We start from the raw sequence: 20,744 nt of genomic DNA, 5'->3' as shown, positions 1-20,744 counted from the left end.
CGGCGTCTTAAATTGAGAATGCCGCTGCAGTTCCTTAGAAATATCCAACAAGTACATCTGCATCACGATATATTTAAAGAAACGCAAGCCAAGGACTTAAAAATGGGAATCTTAAAACATCGCCGCAAATTGATTGTCAACCGCGAGGTTCAATACGACGCCTTGATGTTTGTGGGTCTTTTTGTGACCGGGATTTTTTTGGCCCAAGTAATTGCGGGCTGGGTGTTGGTAAGCAAGCTTGAAGAAAAAGCCTTGGCTGGCGAATACGGTTCGATGTCGATTGCCGAATTTATTGGTCGCCATAAAGTTATGTTTTTAATGAACGAATTTATCGTGGTTGCCGTGTGCCTGGTTGCGGGTTTTTACCTGACGAACCGTGTGACTTCGAAAATCGTGGGTCCCCTTTTCAATATCCGTCGCATCATCAATAAGGCAACTCGTCCCGAGGACGCGGCGGAACCTGTGGAAATTAAACTTCGCGAAGGCGACTACTTCCAGGATCTCGCCAAAGACCTCAACGTCGCCTTAAAAAAAACCAAGTAATTCTAATACAAATTTTCAGAGAGATTTTTAAACTCCGGTATTTTTTCCAGAGCCGGAATCTTCCAGGTGCCATCAAGGACTGATTGATTTGGCCAATACATCCGCATCACCAAATTGAAGTCTTCACCAGCCGGGGCAGGCAACCAGTTGGATTCCAGCGTTTTGCCCGGAGAAACGGCTTGTACGTAAATATCGATAGAACCATCCGGATTCGTTTTCAAGTGTTGCCCACTTCCCAACGAATATCTTTCAAGCGGATTAGGTACAAAAAATTTTCTGGTGTTATACAGGGACAGCGACCAGAAACCATGAACTGGTGGCGTTTGGTTTTTCGGAAACTTCAAAAGATATTTGAAGCTCCCATTTAAGCGCTCCCCCCGCCCGTCGACCAGCGCTCTGGCGAAGGACATATCTTGCGGAGCCGTGGTATCGAATCCCAATTTCTTCATTAAGGCTCTGGCTTTGTAGTTGGTGCCGTATTTGCCTGAAAGGATCGGCGTACCCCAGCCATTGACCACTTTCATATTCGGAGTACCTCGCTGAAACTCGGCAAACTGATCCTGTCCTGCAAAGTATCCAGAGTTAATTCCCTCTTTTACTGATTCTGGAAGAGCATCATAGTTAAATTCTTTATCCGGAAAGATTCCCAGAGCCGCCAGGCGAGAAACCATTGCGCCATCAGTTTGCGCCGGGGGATTCTTTTTTAGTTCTTTCGCAAAGACTTCAAAGAAAACCCGGGCATCCATGCTTTCGACTTGATCAAAAATCGGTGTGCGATTGTCGACATCGATATTGAATACGACAGACATGGGTTTTACAGTTTTACTGCCAAACTCCGAAAGAGTGCTGACACTGATTTTATCCTGATAGCGATACAGACGGTCATAGTCCGCGGTATCTTTCAACTGGGCTCGCCCCACCATCCACACGGAATTTGTCGGTGCGATAATTCTTTGCATATTGGTTGGGACGGTCCCCTTCCATTCGGGACCGGTCAGAACAAAGTCTTTCTTTTGATTTCCTGAAGTTCGACTTCCGGGAGTGGCAAACACTTCCCCCCACGCACTGACCAACGAGAACATCACAAATCTTTTTCCGGCATCAGGCAAACTGATCACGACGGGCTCTTTCGAAACATCAATCCAAGAAAGACTGCTTAAAATATCCGTTTCTGCAAAAGGCCGAGTCGTATCAGGTGAAGGCAAAGTGCGTTGATTGGCGATTTGATTTAATGGAGCTTTCTCGCGGCCGGCCCGAGGCACTGCAGTCATTACTTCGCGCGCTGTGGCCATGACCACCATCGGGTAAGCATAGATATACGCGTCTGCCGCAATCTGCTTGATCCCATCACCATTTGTCGGAGTGACCCGAGCATTGTTCGCTTGCGAGTTTGCACAGCTTAACAAAACAGAGGATAAAAGCGTCAATACCACTTGCTTCAAGCGCATGAATCCCTCCAGATTATTTCATATAATTAGGTTCCATTTAGCGACGACTCAAAACAATAAGCCTTTTGACAAAGACAAGACCTCCGTCATAACTTAACTGCCATGAAAGCCACACTGGACGCTGAAGCACAAAAAGCTCTGACGGAAACTCAGACCCATTTCAAAGAAGATTTCACCACAAATCGTGGCTTCTTTACTGAAGCCGACGAAACTGCTTTGCGTGCCTTGGCGTTAGAAAAGTTGGATCTGGAGTTGCTGAAAAATGGAACTTCTGAAATCAACAGCACGGAGTTACGTCGCGCTTGGAATACTGTCGTGACGGATTTTCATCGCAACAATTATTGGGATTTTGAACCGACTTTTGAAAAACGCCCTAAGGTATTAACTCAGGAACAAAAAACTTTTCGCGAAATGTTTCCGTATGTTTGGGCGGTGATTCAATCCGGAATTATTTTAAAAACCGCAGTTTATTATTTCGGTATTCGTTCCTCCAGCGACCCCTCCACTGAAAATCACATTTTCCTTTATCTGGCACTGGCAACATCGGCAGGCACATTGATTTATTTCGCCTGGAAAAACAGTCGCAACCAGTAACACCGACTGTTCTTTGCCAAGATCCTGTCACTCCGCCGAATAACACACCCGACTTTGACAAGACCCCGGTGATTTTGCCATGCTAATGCAATGAAAAACTCACTATTAATTCTTCTTGTTAGTTCAATCATCGCAGGCTGCGCCAGCACCACTGACGAAGGCGCCGTGGGAGTAAAACGCAAACAGCTGATGATGGTCAGCTCTGCAGAAATCAATCAAGCAGCGGCCTTAAGTTTCCAACAAACCAAAGACGAAGCCAAAAAGAAAGGCGCCCTGGATGTCAACCCGGCTCAACTAAAACGAGTGCAAACCATCGCCAACAAACTCATCCCTCAAACCGGCATCTTCCGCAAAGATGCCCCCTCCTGGCAATGGGAAGTCCACGTCATCACCAGCCCCGACATCAACGCCTACTGCATGCCCGGCGGTAAAATCGTGTTCTACACCGGCATCATCGAAAAACTAAACATGACCGACGGAGAAATAGCCGCCGTCATGGGCCACGAAATAGCCCACGCCCTCCGCGAACACGGAAGAGAACGCGTCTCCGAAGAAATGGTAAAACAAAACCTACTAAATATCTTAGTAGCAACAGACACACTAAGCTCTAGCTACGCCGGTGCCGCCAGCACACTCGGCGACCTGATGGTCTCCCTACCCCACGGAAGAGGCCAAGAATCCGAAGCCGACACCATCGGAGTCGAACTCATGGCAAGAGCCGGCTACGATCCAAAAGAAGCCATGTCCCTCTGGAAAAAAATGGGCTCAAACGGCGGCAACAAACCACCAGAATTTCTTTCTACTCACCCGGCAGATTCAACACGTTTGAATCACATCTCTTCGCTTCTACCAAAAGTAACCCCACTCTACGAAGCCACAAAAAAATAAAAGCCCCAACAAAAAAACCATCTCCAAAAGAGATGGTTTTTTTATTTCTATTTTAAAGACTGAATTTGAAACGGCCAAAGCCCGGCTGACTTGGGCACAGCGGGCTCATGCTTGCTACGCAGCGACCTCCGTCGGCGCATGGATGCGCGAGCCGGCGAAGCCGGCGACGGTGAGCCCGGACAAAAATAGCATCCTGCTATTTTTGAGCGCAGCCCGTAGGGCAGAGGGCAGGAGCCCTTTGCATCGCGTGTCGCGGAGAAGCAGGCGTGAGACCGATGGGACCAAGGCAGACGGGATTTGGCCGTTTCAAATCCCCATATTCAAACAATAGAAATAAAAAAAGCATCTCTTTTGGAGATGCTTTCGAAGGTTTTAGCCTTTTAGATTTTTGATTCGCAAGTAGTGATCCATTGCGATCGACAGGATTGCATAGTCGTCTAGCAATCCTACTCCCGGAACGGAGTCTGGGATGAAGTCGAATGGGAAGACTAAATAGAACAATGCTCCGACTGCAACGTATTTGGAAGTCTTTTGCAATTCGCCGTCTTTAAGGACGTTCCAAAGTGCTGTGACTTTTTCGCGGATGCTGGGGCTTTTCTTTTCGAGGTCTTGAAGAGTTTGTTCGTTTCTTTGAACGTATGACAAGCTGTCATCGCGCTGACCCAGGCGCAAACATAAGTCCATCAATCCGTCTTCATCGTTGCCGGTGTTTTCGAATTGAGCGGCTTGCAAGTCCATCATCATGAAAGAGTTGTTAGCAAACAAGACCTGTGTGAACTCGTAAGCTTCTTTCACGCATTCGTGGTCTTTGTCGATGGCACCGTCTTTAACCATAGCCAGAATACCTTGATAGATATTCGTGTCGTATTGGGAAGGAACGCGGGCTGTGCCGCCTTTCTTTAACCAACGACGAAGTGTCATGTTAGACACTTGAAAATAGACGGCCAATTTTTCAGGACTCAAACCGGTATCTTTAGAGATTTTGCTAATTTGGCTGATTTTCATAGTGTCATCATACCATATTGTTGAAGCCAATTAAAGATATCCTTCCATCCTTTATCAGCCATTTTGGGGTTAAAAGAAGCTCTTTCGTCGCATAAAAAGCCATGTTGCGCCTCGGGATACACCGCTATTTGGGCCTGAACATGAGCTTGTTTAAGCTGAGCTCGAATCTGATCGATTTGCGCCGGAGGAATACTCTGATCCTCAGCGCCAAACCCTAAAAACACAGGGCATTTTATCGAGCTGAAATCGTGCATATAGGGTTTGAAAGCGAAGCCAGAACGTTCTTCTGTCATACCGCCTCCATAAAAGGAAACCGCCGCCGCCAAATCAAGATGACAAGCCGCCAAAACAGCCGCAAATCCACCCATGCAAAAACCAATCGTTCCGACCTTAGAGGTCTCAACAAATGGTAAGCTTTGAGCGAGCTTAAATGTTTGAGTCATATCGTCGATCATGCGGGCGTTCGTAAGCTCTCCCAAAATCGGGCGCACGGCTTGAAAGTTCGTGTACTCAACCGTGACGCCATCACCTGCACGATGAAAAAGTTCTGGAGCCAAAGCCACGTAACCGTGATCCGCAAGCTTCTTGCACACATTCAAAATATGATGATTTACTCCAAAGGCTTCCTGCAAAACGATCAAGGCGGGCTTCCTTGTATCGGCTTTTTCAGGTCTGGTGATATGAACCGTCATCGCACCATCTGCGGTAGAGACGCTTCTTTTCTCGTAAGCCATTTGAACTCCTTACATGAAACATTAGATCTAAAACTATCCCGTCGCCGTCAACAATTAACAGATGCAACTCATTGTTGCGCTTAGAAATATGTGATGGCAATCCCAAGATTCCTTGCTATATCAGGCACCTATTAAGGAGAGTTTATGAAATTGCTTATGTCAGTTATCACGCTGGTTGCATCCATTACTTTAACTTCCGTGGCTTCCGCACAGGTTTACGGAGCACCTGCTTCCCCTAAAGCTGGCGAGCTTAGCACAATCGTTTGCTCACAAACCGTGGAATCTTTGTGCGCACAACTTCTTTATAAAACCGATGTGACGGCTTCAACTGAAGGACAATTTCAAGTCTTGGTTCAAGGATTTGATGGAGCTCCCTTACAAAACTTCAAAGTCGATCTTTGGATGAACATGGGTCATCACGGCCATGGATCTTCTCCGGTGGACATCGTTGAAAATGCGAACGGAGTTTACCTAGTAACAAACGCATGGTTTGTGATGCCGGGCCAATGGAATGTTCGTATTGATTTCACTTTGAATGACCAAGCTCAACACCTTGAAATCCCAGTATGGGTTTCTAGGTAGTTTCAAAAAGTTCATACGCTGAAAAAGAAAAAGCCAGGATCACTCCTGGCTTTTTTATTTCTTAGAATCTTTGGGATATTAGTGATTTACATCCAACATCTTACGCACCTCTTCAACGTGCTCTGTCTCCAAACGGATCTGACCACGAACCAGTTCTTCAAGGGCTACGTCATCACCAACGTGCTTCAAAAGCTCTTTGTACTTTGCTAAAGCTTTCAATTCGAAATCCAAGCTCTCAGCCAAGATATCCAAAACTTTGTGCGTGTTTGTTTCAGGAACCGGAGAAACTTTCAATGAAGGATGACCGCCAAATGCCGTGATCTTTTCACCGATCATAGAAGCATGGGCATAACCCTCATTGGCTTGATCATGGAACCATTTAACAATTGGGATACGATTGGGGCCTTTGATCATCAACGCATAATGCAGATAACGAATCACCGCCGAGATTTCCATCTCGATGATTTCGTTAAGTAGTTCTACTATTTTCTTTTTATCTTCCTGCACCGTCATGACCCGCTCCTTATATTGTTACTGCCTTAAAATGATGAAAGCCCCTTGCGGGGCTTTTTAGTCACTTTAAAGTGGACTATTCATCGTCAAGCTCGTCGTCACCCACGACGCCGAGATTGTACTTTTCAATGCGATATCGCATCGAGCGGAAAGAGATGTGAAGCAGTTTTGCTGCTCTCTTTTTCACGCCACCAGCGGAATGAATCGCTTTGACCAAAAGTTCTTTTTCAATTTGGCCCATGACCTTATCCAAGTCAACCCCGTCATCTCCCATCTCAATTTCATTGGAAGACGCCATTTTGCGGCCAGAAGCCGTGTTAACCATTGGCGGCAAGGACTCAGGCAAGATGGTCGCACCACCCTCCAAAGCCACCGTGCGCTCGATCATGTTTTCAAGCTCACGCACGTTACCTGGGTAGTCGTACTTTTTAAGAATTTCCATCGCTTCAGCACTGATCGCGCCGATATTTTTATTCAGGCGCTCATTATACTTTTTCAAGAAATGGTTCGCCAGCAACGGAACGTCTTCACGACGCTCACGCAAGCTTGGCGTTTTAATATTGATAACATTCAAGCGATAGAACAAATCTTGACGGAAAGTACCCTTAGCCACCATCTCTTCAAGATTACGATTTGTCGCTGCGATAATACGAACTTCAACTTTAACGTCTTCCGTTGCACCCACGCGACGAACTACACGCTCTTGAATCGCACGAAGTAATTTTACCTGAATCGTCAGCGGCAACTCACCGACCTCATCCAGGAACAATGTCCCTGTATCAGCCACTTCAAAAAGACCCGATTTATCAGCCACAGCTCCGGTAAAGGAACCTTTCTTATGACCGAACATTTCGGATTCCATCAAGTTCTCAGGAATCGCACCGCAGTTCACGGTTACAAACGGACGATCTTTCAATGGCCCGTTGTAGTGAATCGCTTTTGCCACCACTTCTTTACCCGTACCAGATTCCCCGGTTATAAGAACGTTGGTTGGCGTTTGAGATACACGTTTAACCATGTCGAAGATCGCGTGCATTGCAGGCGAGTTTCCGACCATGCTTTGGAAAGAGTATTCTTTCGTTAACTCTTTCTTAAGTGTTCTATTCTCAACTTCCAAATTGCGTGAACGCAGAGCATTTTGAATGTTCAAACGAACTTCGTCGATTTTGAAAGGTTTCGTCAAATAGTCGTAAGCACCCATTTTCATGGCTTCAACCGCAGTTTCCGTTGTACCGAAAGCTGTGATCAACATGAACACGGTGTCTGGGTATGATTCTTTAACGTGCTTAAGAAGCTCAATACCTGTCACATGGGGCATCTGCAAATCGGAGATGATCATGTCGAAAGATTTTTTTGTCAGAAGGTCTTTTGCTTTTTGGCCGTCTTCAGCCAAAGTGATCTCATAGCCTTCTTTTTTCAGCATGATCTCTAAAAATTCGCGTATTGATTCTTCGTCGTCGACAACAAGAATTCTCGGCTTCATGTTCCTCGCTCCCACATCCTGTGATATATTACCTATTCTTTAGTTTGCTTTCGGGAAAGTCAAAACAAACTCTGTACCCACACCCTGCTCACTCTCCACGAAGACTTGGGCACTATGACCTTCTAAAATTTTATGAGTCACAGCTAGACCAAGGCCTGTACCTTTGGGCTTCGTCGTATGAAAGGGTTCAAACATTTTCTTACGAGTGGCTTCGCTCATTCCGCAACCTGTGTCGCGAATGCTAACCACGATTGATTTTTCATTCGCAACAGCTTTCACCGTCAGTTGCGCTATTGCAGAATCCTGCATCGCTTGATACGAATTTAAAACGATGTTTAAGAAAACCTGTTTCAACTTGTCTTTGTGACCAAGAATTCTGAGCCCCGCTCCAATTTCACGAACTTGCTGAACATCGGCGCGCACTTTCGTGTCTGTTTTTATAGCATCAAAAACTTCGTTCAATAAAAACGCCATATCGACAACATCTGTTGGTGGCTTTTCAGGACGAGCATATTCAAGGAATTCTGTGATCAAGTTGTTCAGGCGATCAATTTCGCGCAAAACAATTTTCATCAGCTTGCGATCGTCATCATTCGTCACGGTTTGCGTCAGCATCTCGATACTGCCACTGATACCCGCCAATGGATTGCGGATTTCATGAGCAATACCCGCAGCCAAGCCACCCACCGCTGCCAATTTTTCATTTTGGCGAGCTGCGAATTCCAACTGACGAACTTTGGTCAAATCATCAATCAAGGCAATCGAAAGAGGCGCTTGTAAATCCGGGCTGTACACTTTTGAAAGTGTGACACCTAAAATTTTAGCAGTTTGATCGCTGCTTTCGATATACTTTAAATCCCCGCGAAAATTATCTGCTGCGCGCTCTGTTTCTGGAAAAATACGATACCAGTTGATCTCGGCAGGAGCAGATTTACCTAAGATCTCCAACGCTGAATTATTCGCCGTCAAAACTTGGCCTTCAGCGGTGAAAGACAACATTCCCGAAGGGATATTCTCCATGATGAACTGATTCAATTCCTGCGCAGAACGAAGACTTAAACCTGTTTTCTTAAGCTCTTTACCAACTGACTGCAGCTGTTCACTCAAATAGCCGGAAAGACCTGCGACAGAGAAGAACGCGATGTTGTTTAACGCCAACAAGAAAAAGAAATTCAGCGCTTTCATTTCCGGCGAAAATAACGCCGCGATAGTGAATGTGATGCTGGTGAAAAGTGCTAGCGTTAAAGCACCCACTCCCCGACATGCGATTCCGGCAAGCAAGATATTTACCAGATGCAGGAACAAGAAAAGCGACTGATTCAAACCGAAATAGTAAATCAGTAGAGAAATGAAAACAGAATCCAACACGAAACCAAAGAACAACGCCTTTGGATGTTGCAGCAGTTGGTCCCATTCGGAAATCCAAACCACATGCAGGCCCAACGCCAAAGTCAGAACCAGATAAAACGGTGCTTGCACCGACCAGTTCACGAAACTTCCTTGAGTCATCGTAGAAATAACGCTGACTAAAAGAACAATAACAAAGAGACTGACCCGAGCAAACTCGACTGTCAGTCCCTGGTTTTTATTATTCTGAAGGGCGTAACTTAAGCGCATTAGCCCCCGCCAACAACGTCTGCCATAGAGAAGATCGGAAGATACATGGCGATAACCAGAACCGCGATGATACCACCCAAGAAAACCATCATCAGTGGCTCAAGCAAGGAAGTCATCGCTTTAACAGCTGTTTCAACTTCGTCTTCATAGAAATCGGCGATCTTACCCAGCATGATATCCATCGTACCGGACTGCTCACCGATCGAGATCATCTGCACAACCATCTCAGGAAAAACTTTTTCCTTAAGAAGCGGAGACGCAAAAGTACGACCTTCAGTCACTGAGGCTTTACAACGAAGCAAAGCTTGCTCGATCACGATATTACCTGCGGTTTTGGCCGAGATATCGATCGCTTCGATCAAACCCACACCCGAAGACAACAGAGTCGACAAAGTACGAGTCAATCGCGCGATAGCGGATTTTTGAATAACCTCACCGAATACTGGCACGTTAAAGAAAAGTCTATCCATCGTGTCGCGGCCTTCATCGGTACGGTAGTACTGAAGAATCGCGAAGGGGATACCAACTACAGCGAAAACGTAAAGGTACCATTTATGAATCATAGAATTAGACAGCGCGACGACCATTTGAGTCAGTGCCGGTGGTTCTTTACCCGCGGAGTTAAAGAACTCCATGAATTTTGGAAGGATGAAAACCAAGATACCAGTGATAACCGCAAAGGCTACAACCAGGATTACGGCCGGATACACCAGGGCACCCTTGACCTGACTTTTTAGTTTTTCTGATTTCTCCATATAGAGAGCCAGACGATTCAAGATACCATCCAGGATACCGGCTTCTTCCCCGGCCTGGATCATATTCACATACAATTTATCAAATACCAGAGGCACTTGCCCCATGGAGTCTGCCAGACGACGACCGCTTTCAATCGAAGATTTTACCGTGCCGGCTGCTTCACGCAGAGGACCGGGGCGTAAACCTTCTGAAAGAATTTTCAAACAATCCACCACTGGGATACCGGCGTTGATCAAGGTCGCAAACTGACGGGTAAAGATCTGCAGATCTTTACCCTTTACGCGGCCACCAAACATGGGAGCCGGTGTGCTGGCTTTTTTACCCGTTGCACGGGCCATCGCTACCAGTTTCGTCGGCATCAACTGCTGAGCACGAAGACGAATGATCGCCTCTTGCTGAGTCGCTGCTTCGATTTCCCCCTGAACTATATTTCCAGTGGCGGCGCGAGCCTGGTATTGAAACTTAGCCATCTAGATGCCCACCTTCTTGAGCAACTGATCCAAGTTGTCTGGATCGCGAGATGTTTCAAAAGCCGTTTTCAAATCCACACGACGGCGGATCAAATGCTGAAGCAAAGATTGATTCAAAGTCAGAATGCCAGAGTGCTCTGGAGCTGTTGTCAAAACCGCTTGCAAAGAACTCATTTCCTGACGTTCTATGAATTCACGAATCTGAGGCTTCACTAAGAGCAATTCGTGCGCGAACACGCGGTCATTACCCAATCCCGCCATCGCATATTGGCCAAGACCCATCGAAAAAACTTCCGCAAAACGCGAAGAGCCATGTTGATCAAATCGATCCGTCATCACCGACAGACAACGACGAAGAGCATTCATCAACGACGGTGCGCGCATAGAATAAATAACGAACACGCCACGCTCTGCCAAAGCCATAGCCTCCAGGAAGCTGGCATCGTCAGAAGCGCCGTCATAAACCACAACATCAACACCATTTAACAAACTATCACGTTCGTCTTTACTTGCGAAAATTCCGTTGTGATAAAGAAAACAGGATTTTGCTTCACGCACTTGCGGGAAAGGTTTTGTCGAAAAAACCACGCCCATGAACGATCTTTCTTCGCCCATCTTTTGCATTGTTTTATAAAGAGTTCCGGTTTGGCCCGACTCCCCTGCGCCCGAAACGATCACAAGACCCTTCATGCGCAAACAAGTTTCCATATAGCTGCCCGGAAGTGGCATGTCGAATCGGGAGCCATCCAGATCCAAATCGATAATGGCCTTCATCGTACTTTCATGTTGAAAGAACGAAAATCCAATACGCGTATTTTCCAAAGCGGTTTCCCCGACAACCACACCTGTGGTTTCCAGCATTGCTTTTTGTTGATCATCCAGAAAGCTTTGTTGCAAAAGCTTCCACTCCGTCATCAACCCCGGAGAAGCGCGTAAGCTTTCCCAACCTGTCATGCTACGAGCACGGGGTTCACTGCCTACGACAAATAGGAATTCTTGAGATTTTTTAGCCTTCGCTTGCATTAACAATTCTGTCAAACTCATTATGTGTCCTTCACAGATGCATTCAAGACTTCTTCAATCGTTGTTTGGCCTCTTTTTAATTTCAACAAAGCAGAACGACGGAGAGTTTTCATTCCTTGTTCGCGTGCCAAGAAACGAAGCTGTCCCGTCGAAGCATTCTTAAGAATTGCTTCCTTCATTTTTTCAGTCATGGACAGCAATTCATAAACGGCAAGACGACCTTTGATACCGGAGTTGTTACAGTTCGAACAACCTTTTCCACGCATCAATTTATATTCGCCAACTTCCGCTTGGGGCACTCCCAGATTTATAAGTGTTTGCGCCGGAACTTCGATTGGCACTTTACAAGATTCACAGTTTTTACCCACCAAACGCTGAGCCACAACCAAGTTCACGCATGAGGTGATAATATAATTTGCGACACCCATTTCCGTTAAACGAATCACTGTGCCGGGGGCATCGTTGGTATGCAGAGTACTTACAACCAAGTGACCTGTGGAGGCCGCTTTAAAGGCGATCTCAGCCGTCTCAAGGTCACGAATTTCCCCCACCATGACGATATCCGGGTCCTGACGAAGGAATGATTTTAAAGCACTCGAGAAGTTCAAATCGATATCAGGATTCATTTGCACCTGATTGATACCTTCTAAGTTGAACTCCACCGGATCCTCTGCTGTGGAGATATTCACGTCAGGCTTATTCAACTCTGCCAAGGCAGAATAAATTGTTGTGGTTTTACCAGATCCCGTGGGGCCCGTGATTAACACCATCCCTTGCGGAAGATTGATCATGGATTTGAAGAGTTTCAAATCGTCTTCTTCAAAGCCCAGTTTCGTCATGTCCAATTGAAGATTGGATTTGTCGAGCAAACGCATGACCACTTTTTCGCCCCAGATCGTTGGCAGAACGCTGACACGAAAGTCCATCTCGCGACCTTTTTTGGTACGAACTTTCAAACGACCATCTTGGGGACGGCGTTTTTCAGCGATATCGAGTTTAGACATGATCTTAATACGCGATGCAATCGCAGCACCCGTCCCTTGGGGAGGTTGCGTAGCTTCGATCAAGTTCCCGTCGATACGAAAACGCACACGAAATCTTTTTTCATATGGTTCAAAATGGATATCAGACACTTTTTTGATGATGGCTTCACCCAAAATCTGATTCACAAATTTAACGATCGGAGCTTCCTCACCACCTGCATCCGAATCGATGACTTCAGTGGCGGTCGCATTCGCTGCGTACTCCTCTTCCATAGCTTCAGCCATGGTATTTAAATTCTTAACGTTGATATTACCGCCGTAGTATTTCTCGATACTCGCAGCAATAGCAGTTTCGGTCGCAACCACCGCCTGGATTTTGCATCGGGTGATAAAGCGCAAGTCTTCTTTCACCATGATGTTGCTTGGATCAGCGAAAGCCACGACCAGTGTTGATCCCGCTTTTTGAAGTGGAATCAATTGATTGCGATCGCAAACATCCCGTGGAATAAGCTGAATAACGGAAGGATCAATTTCAAATGAAGAGACTTCGACACCAGGAACAGCAAAGTGCTTTTCCATCGCGCGAAGAATTTGATTTTCTTTAAGAAATCCAAGTTGCGTGATGACGCCAGTGAGGCGAGAACCTGATTTTTTTTGTTCTTCAACAGCATGAGCTAACTGGTCCGGCTTGAGCAGACCCTGCTTAACTAATATTTCGCCAATTTTGATCGAAGACATTGTGGCTCCCCAAACATAACTTTATACCAGGGTGCCGTTTTTTGTAACTAGACGGAAGAAGAGTTTTGCTCCTTGAACTCCCTCACCCATGCCGTGAGGTCGGTGCGCTCAAGAACTTCGCTTTGTTTGAGTTTTTCAAAAACTATCTCGACCAAAGCCTGCAACAAATCTGACGGCTGGAGAACCTTCAGTTCAGCACGCTCCGCTTCTTCCATCAGCTCGCTTTGTAAGTTGCCAAGGTTGCAGTCAAAGGCATATCCGCCAGTGTTCATGAAATTAAAGTACGACAAGTCTTTTAACAATTCGCTTTCATGCTTTAGATGAACCGTGTTGATGATCAAAGAAGCACTGACTGCCTGAATTGTAAGCTCTTCGATGGGTAACACTTTAAACTTAATTCCTAAGTTTCCTCGGGACAGAATGCGCGCTTCGCGATGAAGCTGCATGGTATTTTCACCAATCAGATAGATTTCCGAAAAACCAAGCTCTGTACAAACGGCTGCGGCAATTCTTAAGCACTCCCCCTCGCCGACCACAAAGGCCGGCACGCGAATATTCAAATCACGAGCGCGCTCGACCAGTACGCGATGAATGGCTTCATAATAAAGCAGGCGAGGATACCACTTCCCATCTTCCGGAAAGTAAAAGTCAAAACACTCCAGCATACGCACCTGTGCTGGCAAAATTTGCAAAGAAGGATAAAGCAGGCGTGCTTGCTCAAAAGAGAAAAAAGCAGCACTCGCGTCTTTCAATAGTTCTGCAGAATAAGTTTGATGTTGCTCCAACTGAAAAAGATCCGGCTTTTTTCCTGCAAGAAACTGCAGAAAACGAAACAACATGCTGGGATTCCCCTCGCGGAACTCAAGAATTTTACTCATTGAAGTACTTTCGGGCCGCGGCCATGTCGTTATAGATTTGCTCTTTCAAAGTTTCGATACCCGAGAACTTCATTTCATCGCGTTGGAAATGCAAAAGCTCCACCTCAACCTCAACCCCATAAAGCTGGGCATCCAAATCAAAAATATGACTTTCGATTTTCACGGGGCCCTTGTTGTCTTCCTGAAACGTGGGATTCACACCAATGTTGGTGATCGAAGGATGATTGTGACCATTGATACGAGTGTAAGTAAAATACACGCCTTTGCGTGGAACAAATTCCACGTCAGGATGCACATTGGCCGTCGGAACACCGATTGTACGACCCCGCTGAAAACCTTTTTCAACTGTGCCGCGCAAATAATAAGGGCGACCTAAAAGTCTTTCGGCTTTTTCAATTTCCCCAGACTGCAAGGCCTCACGGATGCGGGTACTTGAAACAACCTGCCCCTCCAGTTGAAACGGAGGAATCACGATCAAGCGAATGCCGTGCTGGGCGCAGAAACCTTCAAGAAAAGAAATATTCCCGGTGCGATTGGCGCCGAAATTAAAATCGTGCCCCACCACCAAGGTTTTTGGATGAAGCTTGTTCATCACATAATTTTGCAGGAAATCCTGAGCTGTGACTTGAGAAAATTCCTTAGTGAAGTTCTCTAAAATCACGCACTCAATACCCCGGGCTTCGAACTGTTCTTGCTGATCCCGCAGATCGAACATTCTTTGCGTTTGGCGCTCTGGAAACAGCACTTTTACAGGGTGAGGATGGAAAGTATACACAACCGAAGGCACGCCATAATGTTGTGCCTCGCGCGTGACTGTTTCAATGAGTTGCTGATGTCCTAGATGGACACCGTCAAAATTGCCAATTGTGACGACAGAAGACTCTAAAACGGAGCTCATCTGCCCGACGCCTTGATAGATATGCATATTTTTCAATATACCTAATTCTGCGCCTGGCGGTAAGGGCTTTTAGTAGTTGATATTTTTAATAAATTTGCTATGTTGCGACGCGTGCAAAAAGCTTCGTTTTCCCAGTATTTTAATCGCGTTTTATATCGCAGCGAGGTCCTGCTTCGCTACTTTATGCGCCATCGCGGTTTTCTGCTTCGCTGCCTTTTGTGTTGGGCCATCGGTTGCCTGGCCCTTACTGCTGACGAGACCACGTCTTACGACCAGCGTTTCCAAGTTCGCGGCGACCAAAAGGTCTCTTCGCAAATCGTTTTAATCACCATCCGTCAATCTGACTTTGTCGGAGTTTACAGCGACCGCTCGTCGTCAATGATGGATTTGGATGAAGCGACCGACATCACTGACAGTTTTTTTTGGAATAAAAAGATCTGGAACCAATTGCTTTCTAAAATCTTAAAACAAGATCCCCGCGCGATCGGTGTCACCCTTTACTTCGGTGACAACATCGGTGCAGTTCACTTGAACAATGAAGAACAGAAAAACTTTTTCGACCCTCGCGTGTTTTGGGCCTCCACGACAAATTCGTTGGAGCGTGTTTTAACTCCGGCCTTTAGCAACCGTGAAAACAGCAATCTTGGATCCAATGAAGTACGTCGCGACGAAGACGGCCTGGTTCGCCGGGTATTTCCTTTGCGTTCCGAGATGCCTCACCTGGTTGAGAAAATCACGGGCAAGCGCTTTCCGACAACGCAAGCCGGTCTTCCGATCAACTATCGCGGTTCGATTTATAACTTCACCCAGTATGGTTTAAGCGAGATCCTTTACGATGAACTTCCACCGGATACGTTTAAAGGCAAAATCATTTTGATCGGGGCCGAGACTTCGGCGACGCCAGTTTATCTGACGCCGCTGGGTACATTGTCCCGTTCAGAAATTATGGCCCATGTGACGGATACACTTTTGGGCGAAAAATGGATCAAGCGTTTAAATTTCTGGTGGTATGCGGTTGGCTTTTTCGTTCTGATGGGCTTTGCGGTTTTTATCATCCTGACTTATCCGCAGTCTGTGGCCTTGTTCTTTATTTTGTGGATTGCAACGTTGCTTGCGGCTCTTTCTGCCTGGGTCTTTGATAGTTTCTACTTCTGGTCCCCGGCTTTTGCGCCGTTTGTTTTGCTGGCTGCGACCTGGACGATCTTTATCGGTTATCAGGCGACCAAGATCGAAAGAAAAAACTTTGCCCTGCAACAGGAACAACAATACCTGGCAGAGCTTGAACAGCTTAAGAACAATTTCGTTAGCTTGATTTCCCATGACTTGAAAACCCCGATCGCTAAAATTCAAGCGATCGTGGATCGCTTGCTGACACAGAATCAGGATCAGGAGCTGCAAACGGATTTGAAATCCCTCCGCATGTTCGGTGATGAGCTGAATCGCTATATCCAGTCGATTTTAAAAGTCCTGCGCGTGGAATCCCGCGAATTTAAAATCAACAAGGATGCAGCAGACATTAACGAGGTGATCGAGGAAGCTCTGGTCACGTTACGCCCATTAGCTTTTGAAAAAGGCATTCGTATTCAGACTCACTTGGAGCCCATGTTTTCGGTTGAGTTCGATACCACCCTGATCAAAGAGGTTGTGATCAATCTGGTTGAGAACGCGATCAAGTACACCCCTTCTCAGGGACTGATTGAGGTAACTTCCACAGAAACCGAACAAGACATCAAGGTGATCGTTAAAGACACCGGTGATGGAATCAAACCCGAAGACATGGACAAAGTCTGGGGTAAATTCACTCGCGGGAGTGATCAGGATCTTAAAACCAAAGGAACGGGTTTGGGTCTTTACTTAGTTAAATATTTTATTGAACTTCATGGCGGTAAAGTGGAAATGGAAAGTAAAGTGGGTCAAGGAACAACTGTGTCCTTTACCCTGCCACTTGAATCCGACGATGTAATCGAGGAGATCTTATGATCAACCAATTGAACACTCTGATCGTAGACGACGAAGCTGAATTGCGTCGTTCCGTTATCTCAATCCTTAAATCAACGATGCCGGAAATTGAATTCGTCATCGACGAAGCGGCCACGGGCAAAGAAGCTTTTGAGAAAGTAAAACAACAGTCTTGGGACTTGGTTTTAATGGACGTTAAGATGCCAGAGATGAATGGAATCGAAGCGCTGACTGCCATCAAAGAACACGATCCCCGCACTTTTGTGGTTTTGATGACGGCTCATTCCAACTTGCATGATGCGGTTCTTGCGATCAAAGAAGGCGCTTACGACTACGTTGAAAAACCCGTCAACCCACAAACGCTGACAGAAATCGTTCGTAAAAGCCAAGAGGCTCGCGATCTGGTTTCTTCCCTGGCTTTGTCGAATCCGATTTTTGACGACGACGTGGAATCAGAATTCGTCGGTTCATCACAAAAGATGAAAGACGTCTTTAATCTGATCTATCGTCTGTGCAAAGTCGATACGACAGTTTTAATTCGTGGTGAAAACGGTACGGGGAAAGAATTGGTCGCACGCGCAATTCACTTCAACTCCCCTCGTAAAGCCGGAAGCTTTGTGGCGATCAACTGCGGAGCAATTCCTGAAAACTTGATGGAGAGTGAACTGTTCGGCCACGAAAAAGGTGCCTTCACGGGGGCGATTGAACGTAAAATCGGTAAATTCCAAATGGCCAACAATGGAACATTGTTCCTGGATGAAATCGGCGAACTTCGTCCTGACATGCAGGTTAAACTTTTGCGCGTTCTTCAGGAAAAGAAATTCACTCCTGTCGGCAGCAACCGTGAGGTGAAATCCAACACCCGCATTATCGCAGCGACAAATCGCAACCTGGAAAAAATGATGGCCGATGGCACGTTCCGCGAAGACTTATTCTATCGCTTGAACGTGATGCCGATCTTCTTGCCGCCTTTGCGTGAGCGCACAGATGACATCCTGGCTTTGGCGCAACACTTTATCAAAAAATTCTCTCGTCAACACGCACGCGTGATCAATGGCATCGATGGCGAAGCTTTGGAAATGTTGAAAGCATATCGCTGGCCGGGAAATATTCGCGAGCTTGAAAATGTGGTTGAGCGTGCGTTCATCGTGGAAAACTCTCAGCAGATCACTTTAGAATCATTGCCCGAGTCTTTGAAATTAGCTCCGAAAGAAGCTCCGGAAAAAACCGCGAACATGGGCTACAATGGTCCGCTGGATTTTGACGTATTCAAAGAAGGCATGGAAAAAGAATTTATCGTGAGTGCTTTGAAAGCGAATCACGGCCGCATCAACCAAACGGTGGCTCAAGCAAATATTCCTAAGAATACTTTGCTGCGCAAAATCCGTAAGTACGGCATCAACGTCAAAGATTTTACGAGCGAAGAATAAATTCAGCTTTTTGCACCACCTGCTCTGCTGGCAGGTGGGTCATGCAAACATGGGTTTTAATCGGGCACTTCTGGTGCCCGTGCTTCCCACAGGGACGGCACGGTAGATTTTCTTTCTGCGCAATATAGGTACTGGCAGACCACGGTCTAAATCCAAATCTTAAAACTGTAGGACCAAAAACTGAAATCAATGGCGTTTCGCAGGCAGCTGCCATATGAGATGCAGCGCTGTCGTTCCCTACCAATAAACGAGCTCGCGCAATAATCTGTGTCGATTCCAAGATTGAAGTTTTACCGGCAATACACAAAGAGCCCGGAATCGCTTCGGAGACTTCCTCGGCAAGTTTTTCTTCACCAGGGCCACCCATCACATAGACTTGGTATCCCTGCGACTGCAAGGACTTCCCTGTATCAATAAAGCCCTCTTTGGTCCAACGCTTCGTCGCCCACACCGAGCCCGGAAACATCAAAATCGCGCGATCATCATTCACACCCTTGAGGTCATAACGCTTTTCTAAATCCCGGTAAGCATCCGTGCACTTTAAAACTTCAGCACGCACGCTCATGGAAGACCACTCCGGCGGAGCCGAAAGCTTTCCGTTGAAATCCGTCGTATAAGGCTTTTCTGTTTGCGCGTAGGAGGCAAGAAGGTCTTTAAGCTTTGGATCCACCTCTTGCAACAAACTCATCTGGCGCAAAGGATCTGGTAAGAGCATCGGTTTTTTCACCGTTTGCGAAAACGCCAAAAAGCTCCAGAATTTTTTAAATCCAATTTTATGTTGAGCTGTGATCTTGCGGCAAAAGAAAATAGTGCGCAAAGATTCGTGAGGAGACACCAGGTAGTTCACCTGATGTTGAGCGATTCCGTTCAAGGCTTGGTTGTAAGAATCGGCATCACCCTTTTTGATTTCAAAAACGTGATCAACCAAATGAGTTTTCAGGAAAAAATCACCGAAGCCTTTGCGGCAGACCAGGCCAAGCTTATGATCAGGCCAAATCTGACGACAGCGCTTTAAGAGTGGAATTGCCAAAAGCAAATCCCCCAGAAAGGCTGTTTGTACGACAAGATTCAACGGCATGAACGATCTCCTGCAAAGAGACTTGATCGTAGCACATTATGCTTTTTTCACAAGCTCTCTTCCAGCACGGACTGCAGGGGCTTTGCGAAAGAATCGACACTCCCCGGTCATAAAGATCTATTTCATGAGCACATGTAGGACCGAACCATGCGACAACTTGTTTTCCCTGGGAAATGGCCATGTGCATTCCCAAACTGTCGCCAGTGACGACAACATCGCATGCGGCGACACTGATTAAACCATCACGCAAACCGCTTTGTGTCGCTGTTGAAATAACTGAAAGCCCCTTGGCAATTTCCACATTTCGCTCTGTGTCCTCCGGCCCTCCGAGCAACACGAGTTGCGCCTCGGGATAACGACTCTGGAGGGATTTGATCATCAAACGATGAAACTCTATGGTGAACTTTTTTGCGGCAATCACATTGCTGCAACCGGTGTTAAATCCCAACACCCATTTTTTGCCAGCAGTCAGAAAACTCTGACGACGGAAATGAAGTTCCATCGTCTCGGATTCAGATAGGGGTACCCAATAAGCATCACGCTTAAATGGCCCCAACTCCAAAGCCTCAATCATCAACTGAGTTTCAGGTTTTTTATTTTCAAAAAACTTTTTATGATTGTTAAGACCCAGCTCCCACAGCTCTTCTGCAGCAGGTGTCGCTGGGACAATGGCTCCGGTTAATGGGTTGGCAGTGAAGCCAAAAATCTGATCCACCTGCGTATGACGAAGCACGCCCACTGCTTTTAGGGATTTATCAATTACCATCGCCACATCGAATTGCAAGGCGCCCAACTGCAGAAGATCTGCGTCCTTGGTTGTCAGAACACGATCAATCACCGGATGATCTTGCAACAGCACATGAGCCGGGGCATCCGTCACCCACGTAATCATCGAAGACGGATACTTACGTTTAATGGCCTTTAATAAACTGGTACTACGAACTACCGCACCCAAGGCACCAAGATGGACTATCAGAATAGATAACTTTGGAGCGTCAAAAGAAGCGCACCGAGAATCACAGGTCTGACTTTTCGTACAAGGTTTATATCCAGAGAAGTTCCGACAATTTGTTTGCGCCATGACACTATTGTAGAGCATCCCCTTGCCGACACTCATAATGACA

The 20,744-nt window shown here is 46.4% G+C and carries 19 protein-coding genes; 6 read left to right on the top strand and 13 right to left on the bottom strand.

The annotated features are described in order from the left end of the window. Positions 1–102: 102 nt before the first annotated feature. Positions 103–543 (top strand): HAMP domain-containing protein, encoded by a 441-nt coding sequence (locus DOM22_RS07970; RefSeq protein WP_142702151.1) that lies wholly within the window; start codon positions 103–105, stop codon positions 541–543. A gap of 2 nt (positions 544–545) precedes the next feature. On the opposite strand, the gene DOM22_RS07965 is transcribed toward DOM22_RS07970, so the two are convergent. Next, positions 546–1,991, bottom strand: coding sequence for a DUF1254 domain-containing protein (locus DOM22_RS07965; protein ID WP_142699854.1), 1,446 nt, complete (start codon positions 1,989–1,991; stop codon positions 546–548). A 102-nt stretch (positions 1,992–2,093) separates the two neighbouring features. Here DOM22_RS07965 and DOM22_RS07960 point away from each other — a divergent pair, with 102 nt between their 5' ends. Continuing rightward, positions 2,094–2,585: a hypothetical protein gene (locus DOM22_RS07960; protein ID WP_142699853.1), complete on the top strand. Its 492-nt coding sequence runs from the start codon at positions 2,094–2,096 to the stop codon at positions 2,583–2,585. 90 nt (positions 2,586–2,675) lie between these two features. Further along, positions 2,676–3,473, top strand: a complete 798-nt coding sequence (locus tag DOM22_RS07955) for a M48 family metallopeptidase (protein WP_142699852.1) — start codon at positions 2,676–2,678, stop codon at positions 3,471–3,473. Positions 3,474–3,845: 372 nt separating this feature from the next. On the opposite strand, the gene DOM22_RS07950 is transcribed toward DOM22_RS07955, so the two are convergent. Next, positions 3,846–4,478 carry a YkvA family protein gene (locus DOM22_RS07950; protein ID WP_142699851.1) on the bottom strand — a complete coding sequence of 211 codons (633 nt, stop codon included), beginning with the start codon at positions 4,476–4,478 and terminating at the stop codon, positions 3,846–3,848. Continuing rightward, complete coding sequence (locus DOM22_RS07945) at positions 4,475–5,212, bottom strand: dienelactone hydrolase family protein (RefSeq protein ID WP_142699850.1); 738 nt, start codon at positions 5,210–5,212, stop codon at positions 4,475–4,477. Before DOM22_RS07945 ends, DOM22_RS07950 begins: the two co-directional genes overlap by 4 nt. Before the next feature lie 144 nt (positions 5,213–5,356). Between DOM22_RS07945 and DOM22_RS07940 the strand changes: the two genes are divergently transcribed. Then, positions 5,357–5,794 carry a FixH family protein gene (locus DOM22_RS07940; protein ID WP_246845898.1) on the top strand — a complete coding sequence of 146 codons (438 nt, stop codon included), beginning with the start codon at positions 5,357–5,359 and terminating at the stop codon, positions 5,792–5,794. A 78-nt stretch (positions 5,795–5,872) separates the two neighbouring features. On the opposite strand, the gene DOM22_RS07935 is transcribed toward DOM22_RS07940, so the two are convergent. The 8 genes from DOM22_RS07935 to DOM22_RS07900 form a co-directional block, all read right to left on the bottom strand. After that, positions 5,873–6,307: a bacterioferritin gene (locus DOM22_RS07935; RefSeq protein WP_181606899.1), complete on the bottom strand. Its 435-nt coding sequence runs from the start codon at positions 6,305–6,307 to the stop codon at positions 5,873–5,875. Positions 6,308–6,383: 76 nt separating this feature from the next. Beyond that, a complete protein-coding gene (locus DOM22_RS07930; protein WP_142699849.1) occupies positions 6,384–7,790 on the bottom strand; it encodes a sigma-54 dependent transcriptional regulator in 1,407 nt (468 codons plus the stop codon). Positions 7,791–7,829: 39 nt separating this feature from the next. Continuing rightward, positions 7,830–9,407: a nitrogen regulation protein NR(II) gene (locus DOM22_RS07925; RefSeq protein WP_142699848.1), complete on the bottom strand. Its 1,578-nt coding sequence runs from the start codon at positions 9,405–9,407 to the stop codon at positions 7,830–7,832. Next, a complete protein-coding gene (locus DOM22_RS07920) occupies positions 9,407–10,633 on the bottom strand; it encodes a type II secretion system F family protein (protein ID WP_142699847.1) in 1,227 nt (408 codons plus the stop codon). Before DOM22_RS07920 ends, DOM22_RS07925 begins: the two co-directional genes overlap by 1 nt. Next, a complete protein-coding gene (locus DOM22_RS07915) occupies positions 10,634–11,677 on the bottom strand; it encodes a twitching motility protein PilT (protein WP_142699846.1) in 1,044 nt (347 codons plus the stop codon). Continuing rightward, on the bottom strand, positions 11,677–13,377 hold the full coding sequence (gene pilB / locus DOM22_RS07910; protein WP_142699845.1) for a type IV-A pilus assembly ATPase PilB: 1,701 nt from the start codon (positions 13,375–13,377) through the stop codon (positions 11,677–11,679). Before pilB ends, DOM22_RS07915 begins: the two co-directional genes overlap by 1 nt. Before the next feature lie 47 nt (positions 13,378–13,424). After that, the gene (locus tag DOM22_RS07905; protein WP_210415709.1) at positions 13,425–14,216 is read right to left on the bottom strand and encodes a hypothetical protein; all 792 of its coding nucleotides are present in this window, start codon (positions 14,214–14,216) and stop codon (positions 13,425–13,427) included. A 31-nt stretch (positions 14,217–14,247) separates the two neighbouring features. Continuing rightward, entirely contained in the window at positions 14,248–15,180 is a 933-nt protein-coding gene (locus DOM22_RS07900; protein ID WP_142699843.1) for a bifunctional riboflavin kinase/FAD synthetase, read from the bottom strand. A gap of 72 nt (positions 15,181–15,252) precedes the next feature. Between DOM22_RS07900 and DOM22_RS07895 the strand changes: the two genes are divergently transcribed. Then, on the top strand, positions 15,253–17,133 hold the full coding sequence (locus DOM22_RS07895) for an ATP-binding protein (protein WP_142699842.1): 1,881 nt from the start codon (positions 15,253–15,255) through the stop codon (positions 17,131–17,133). Continuing rightward, positions 17,130–18,542 (top strand): sigma-54 dependent transcriptional regulator, encoded by a 1,413-nt coding sequence (locus tag DOM22_RS07890; RefSeq protein WP_142699841.1) that lies wholly within the window; start codon positions 17,130–17,132, stop codon positions 18,540–18,542. Before DOM22_RS07895 ends, DOM22_RS07890 begins: the two co-directional genes overlap by 4 nt. Here the strand turns inward: DOM22_RS07890 and DOM22_RS07885 are convergent. Continuing rightward, a complete protein-coding gene (locus DOM22_RS07885) occupies positions 18,526–19,620 on the bottom strand; it encodes a glycosyltransferase family 9 protein (RefSeq protein WP_142699840.1) in 1,095 nt (364 codons plus the stop codon). The genes DOM22_RS07890 and DOM22_RS07885 overlap by 17 nt on opposite strands. After that, positions 19,529–20,701 carry a glycosyltransferase family 9 protein gene (locus DOM22_RS07880; protein ID WP_246845897.1) on the bottom strand — a complete coding sequence of 391 codons (1,173 nt, stop codon included), beginning with the start codon at positions 20,699–20,701 and terminating at the stop codon, positions 19,529–19,531. Before DOM22_RS07880 ends, DOM22_RS07885 begins: the two co-directional genes overlap by 92 nt. Between the last annotated feature and the right edge of the window lie 43 nt (positions 20,702–20,744).

This window comes from Bdellovibrio sp. ZAP7 (assembly GCF_006874645.1).
Classification (GTDB): Bacteria; Bdellovibrionota; Bdellovibrionia; order Bdellovibrionales; family Bdellovibrionaceae; genus Bdellovibrio.
This window is presented reverse-complemented; position numbering and strand designations above follow the sequence as displayed.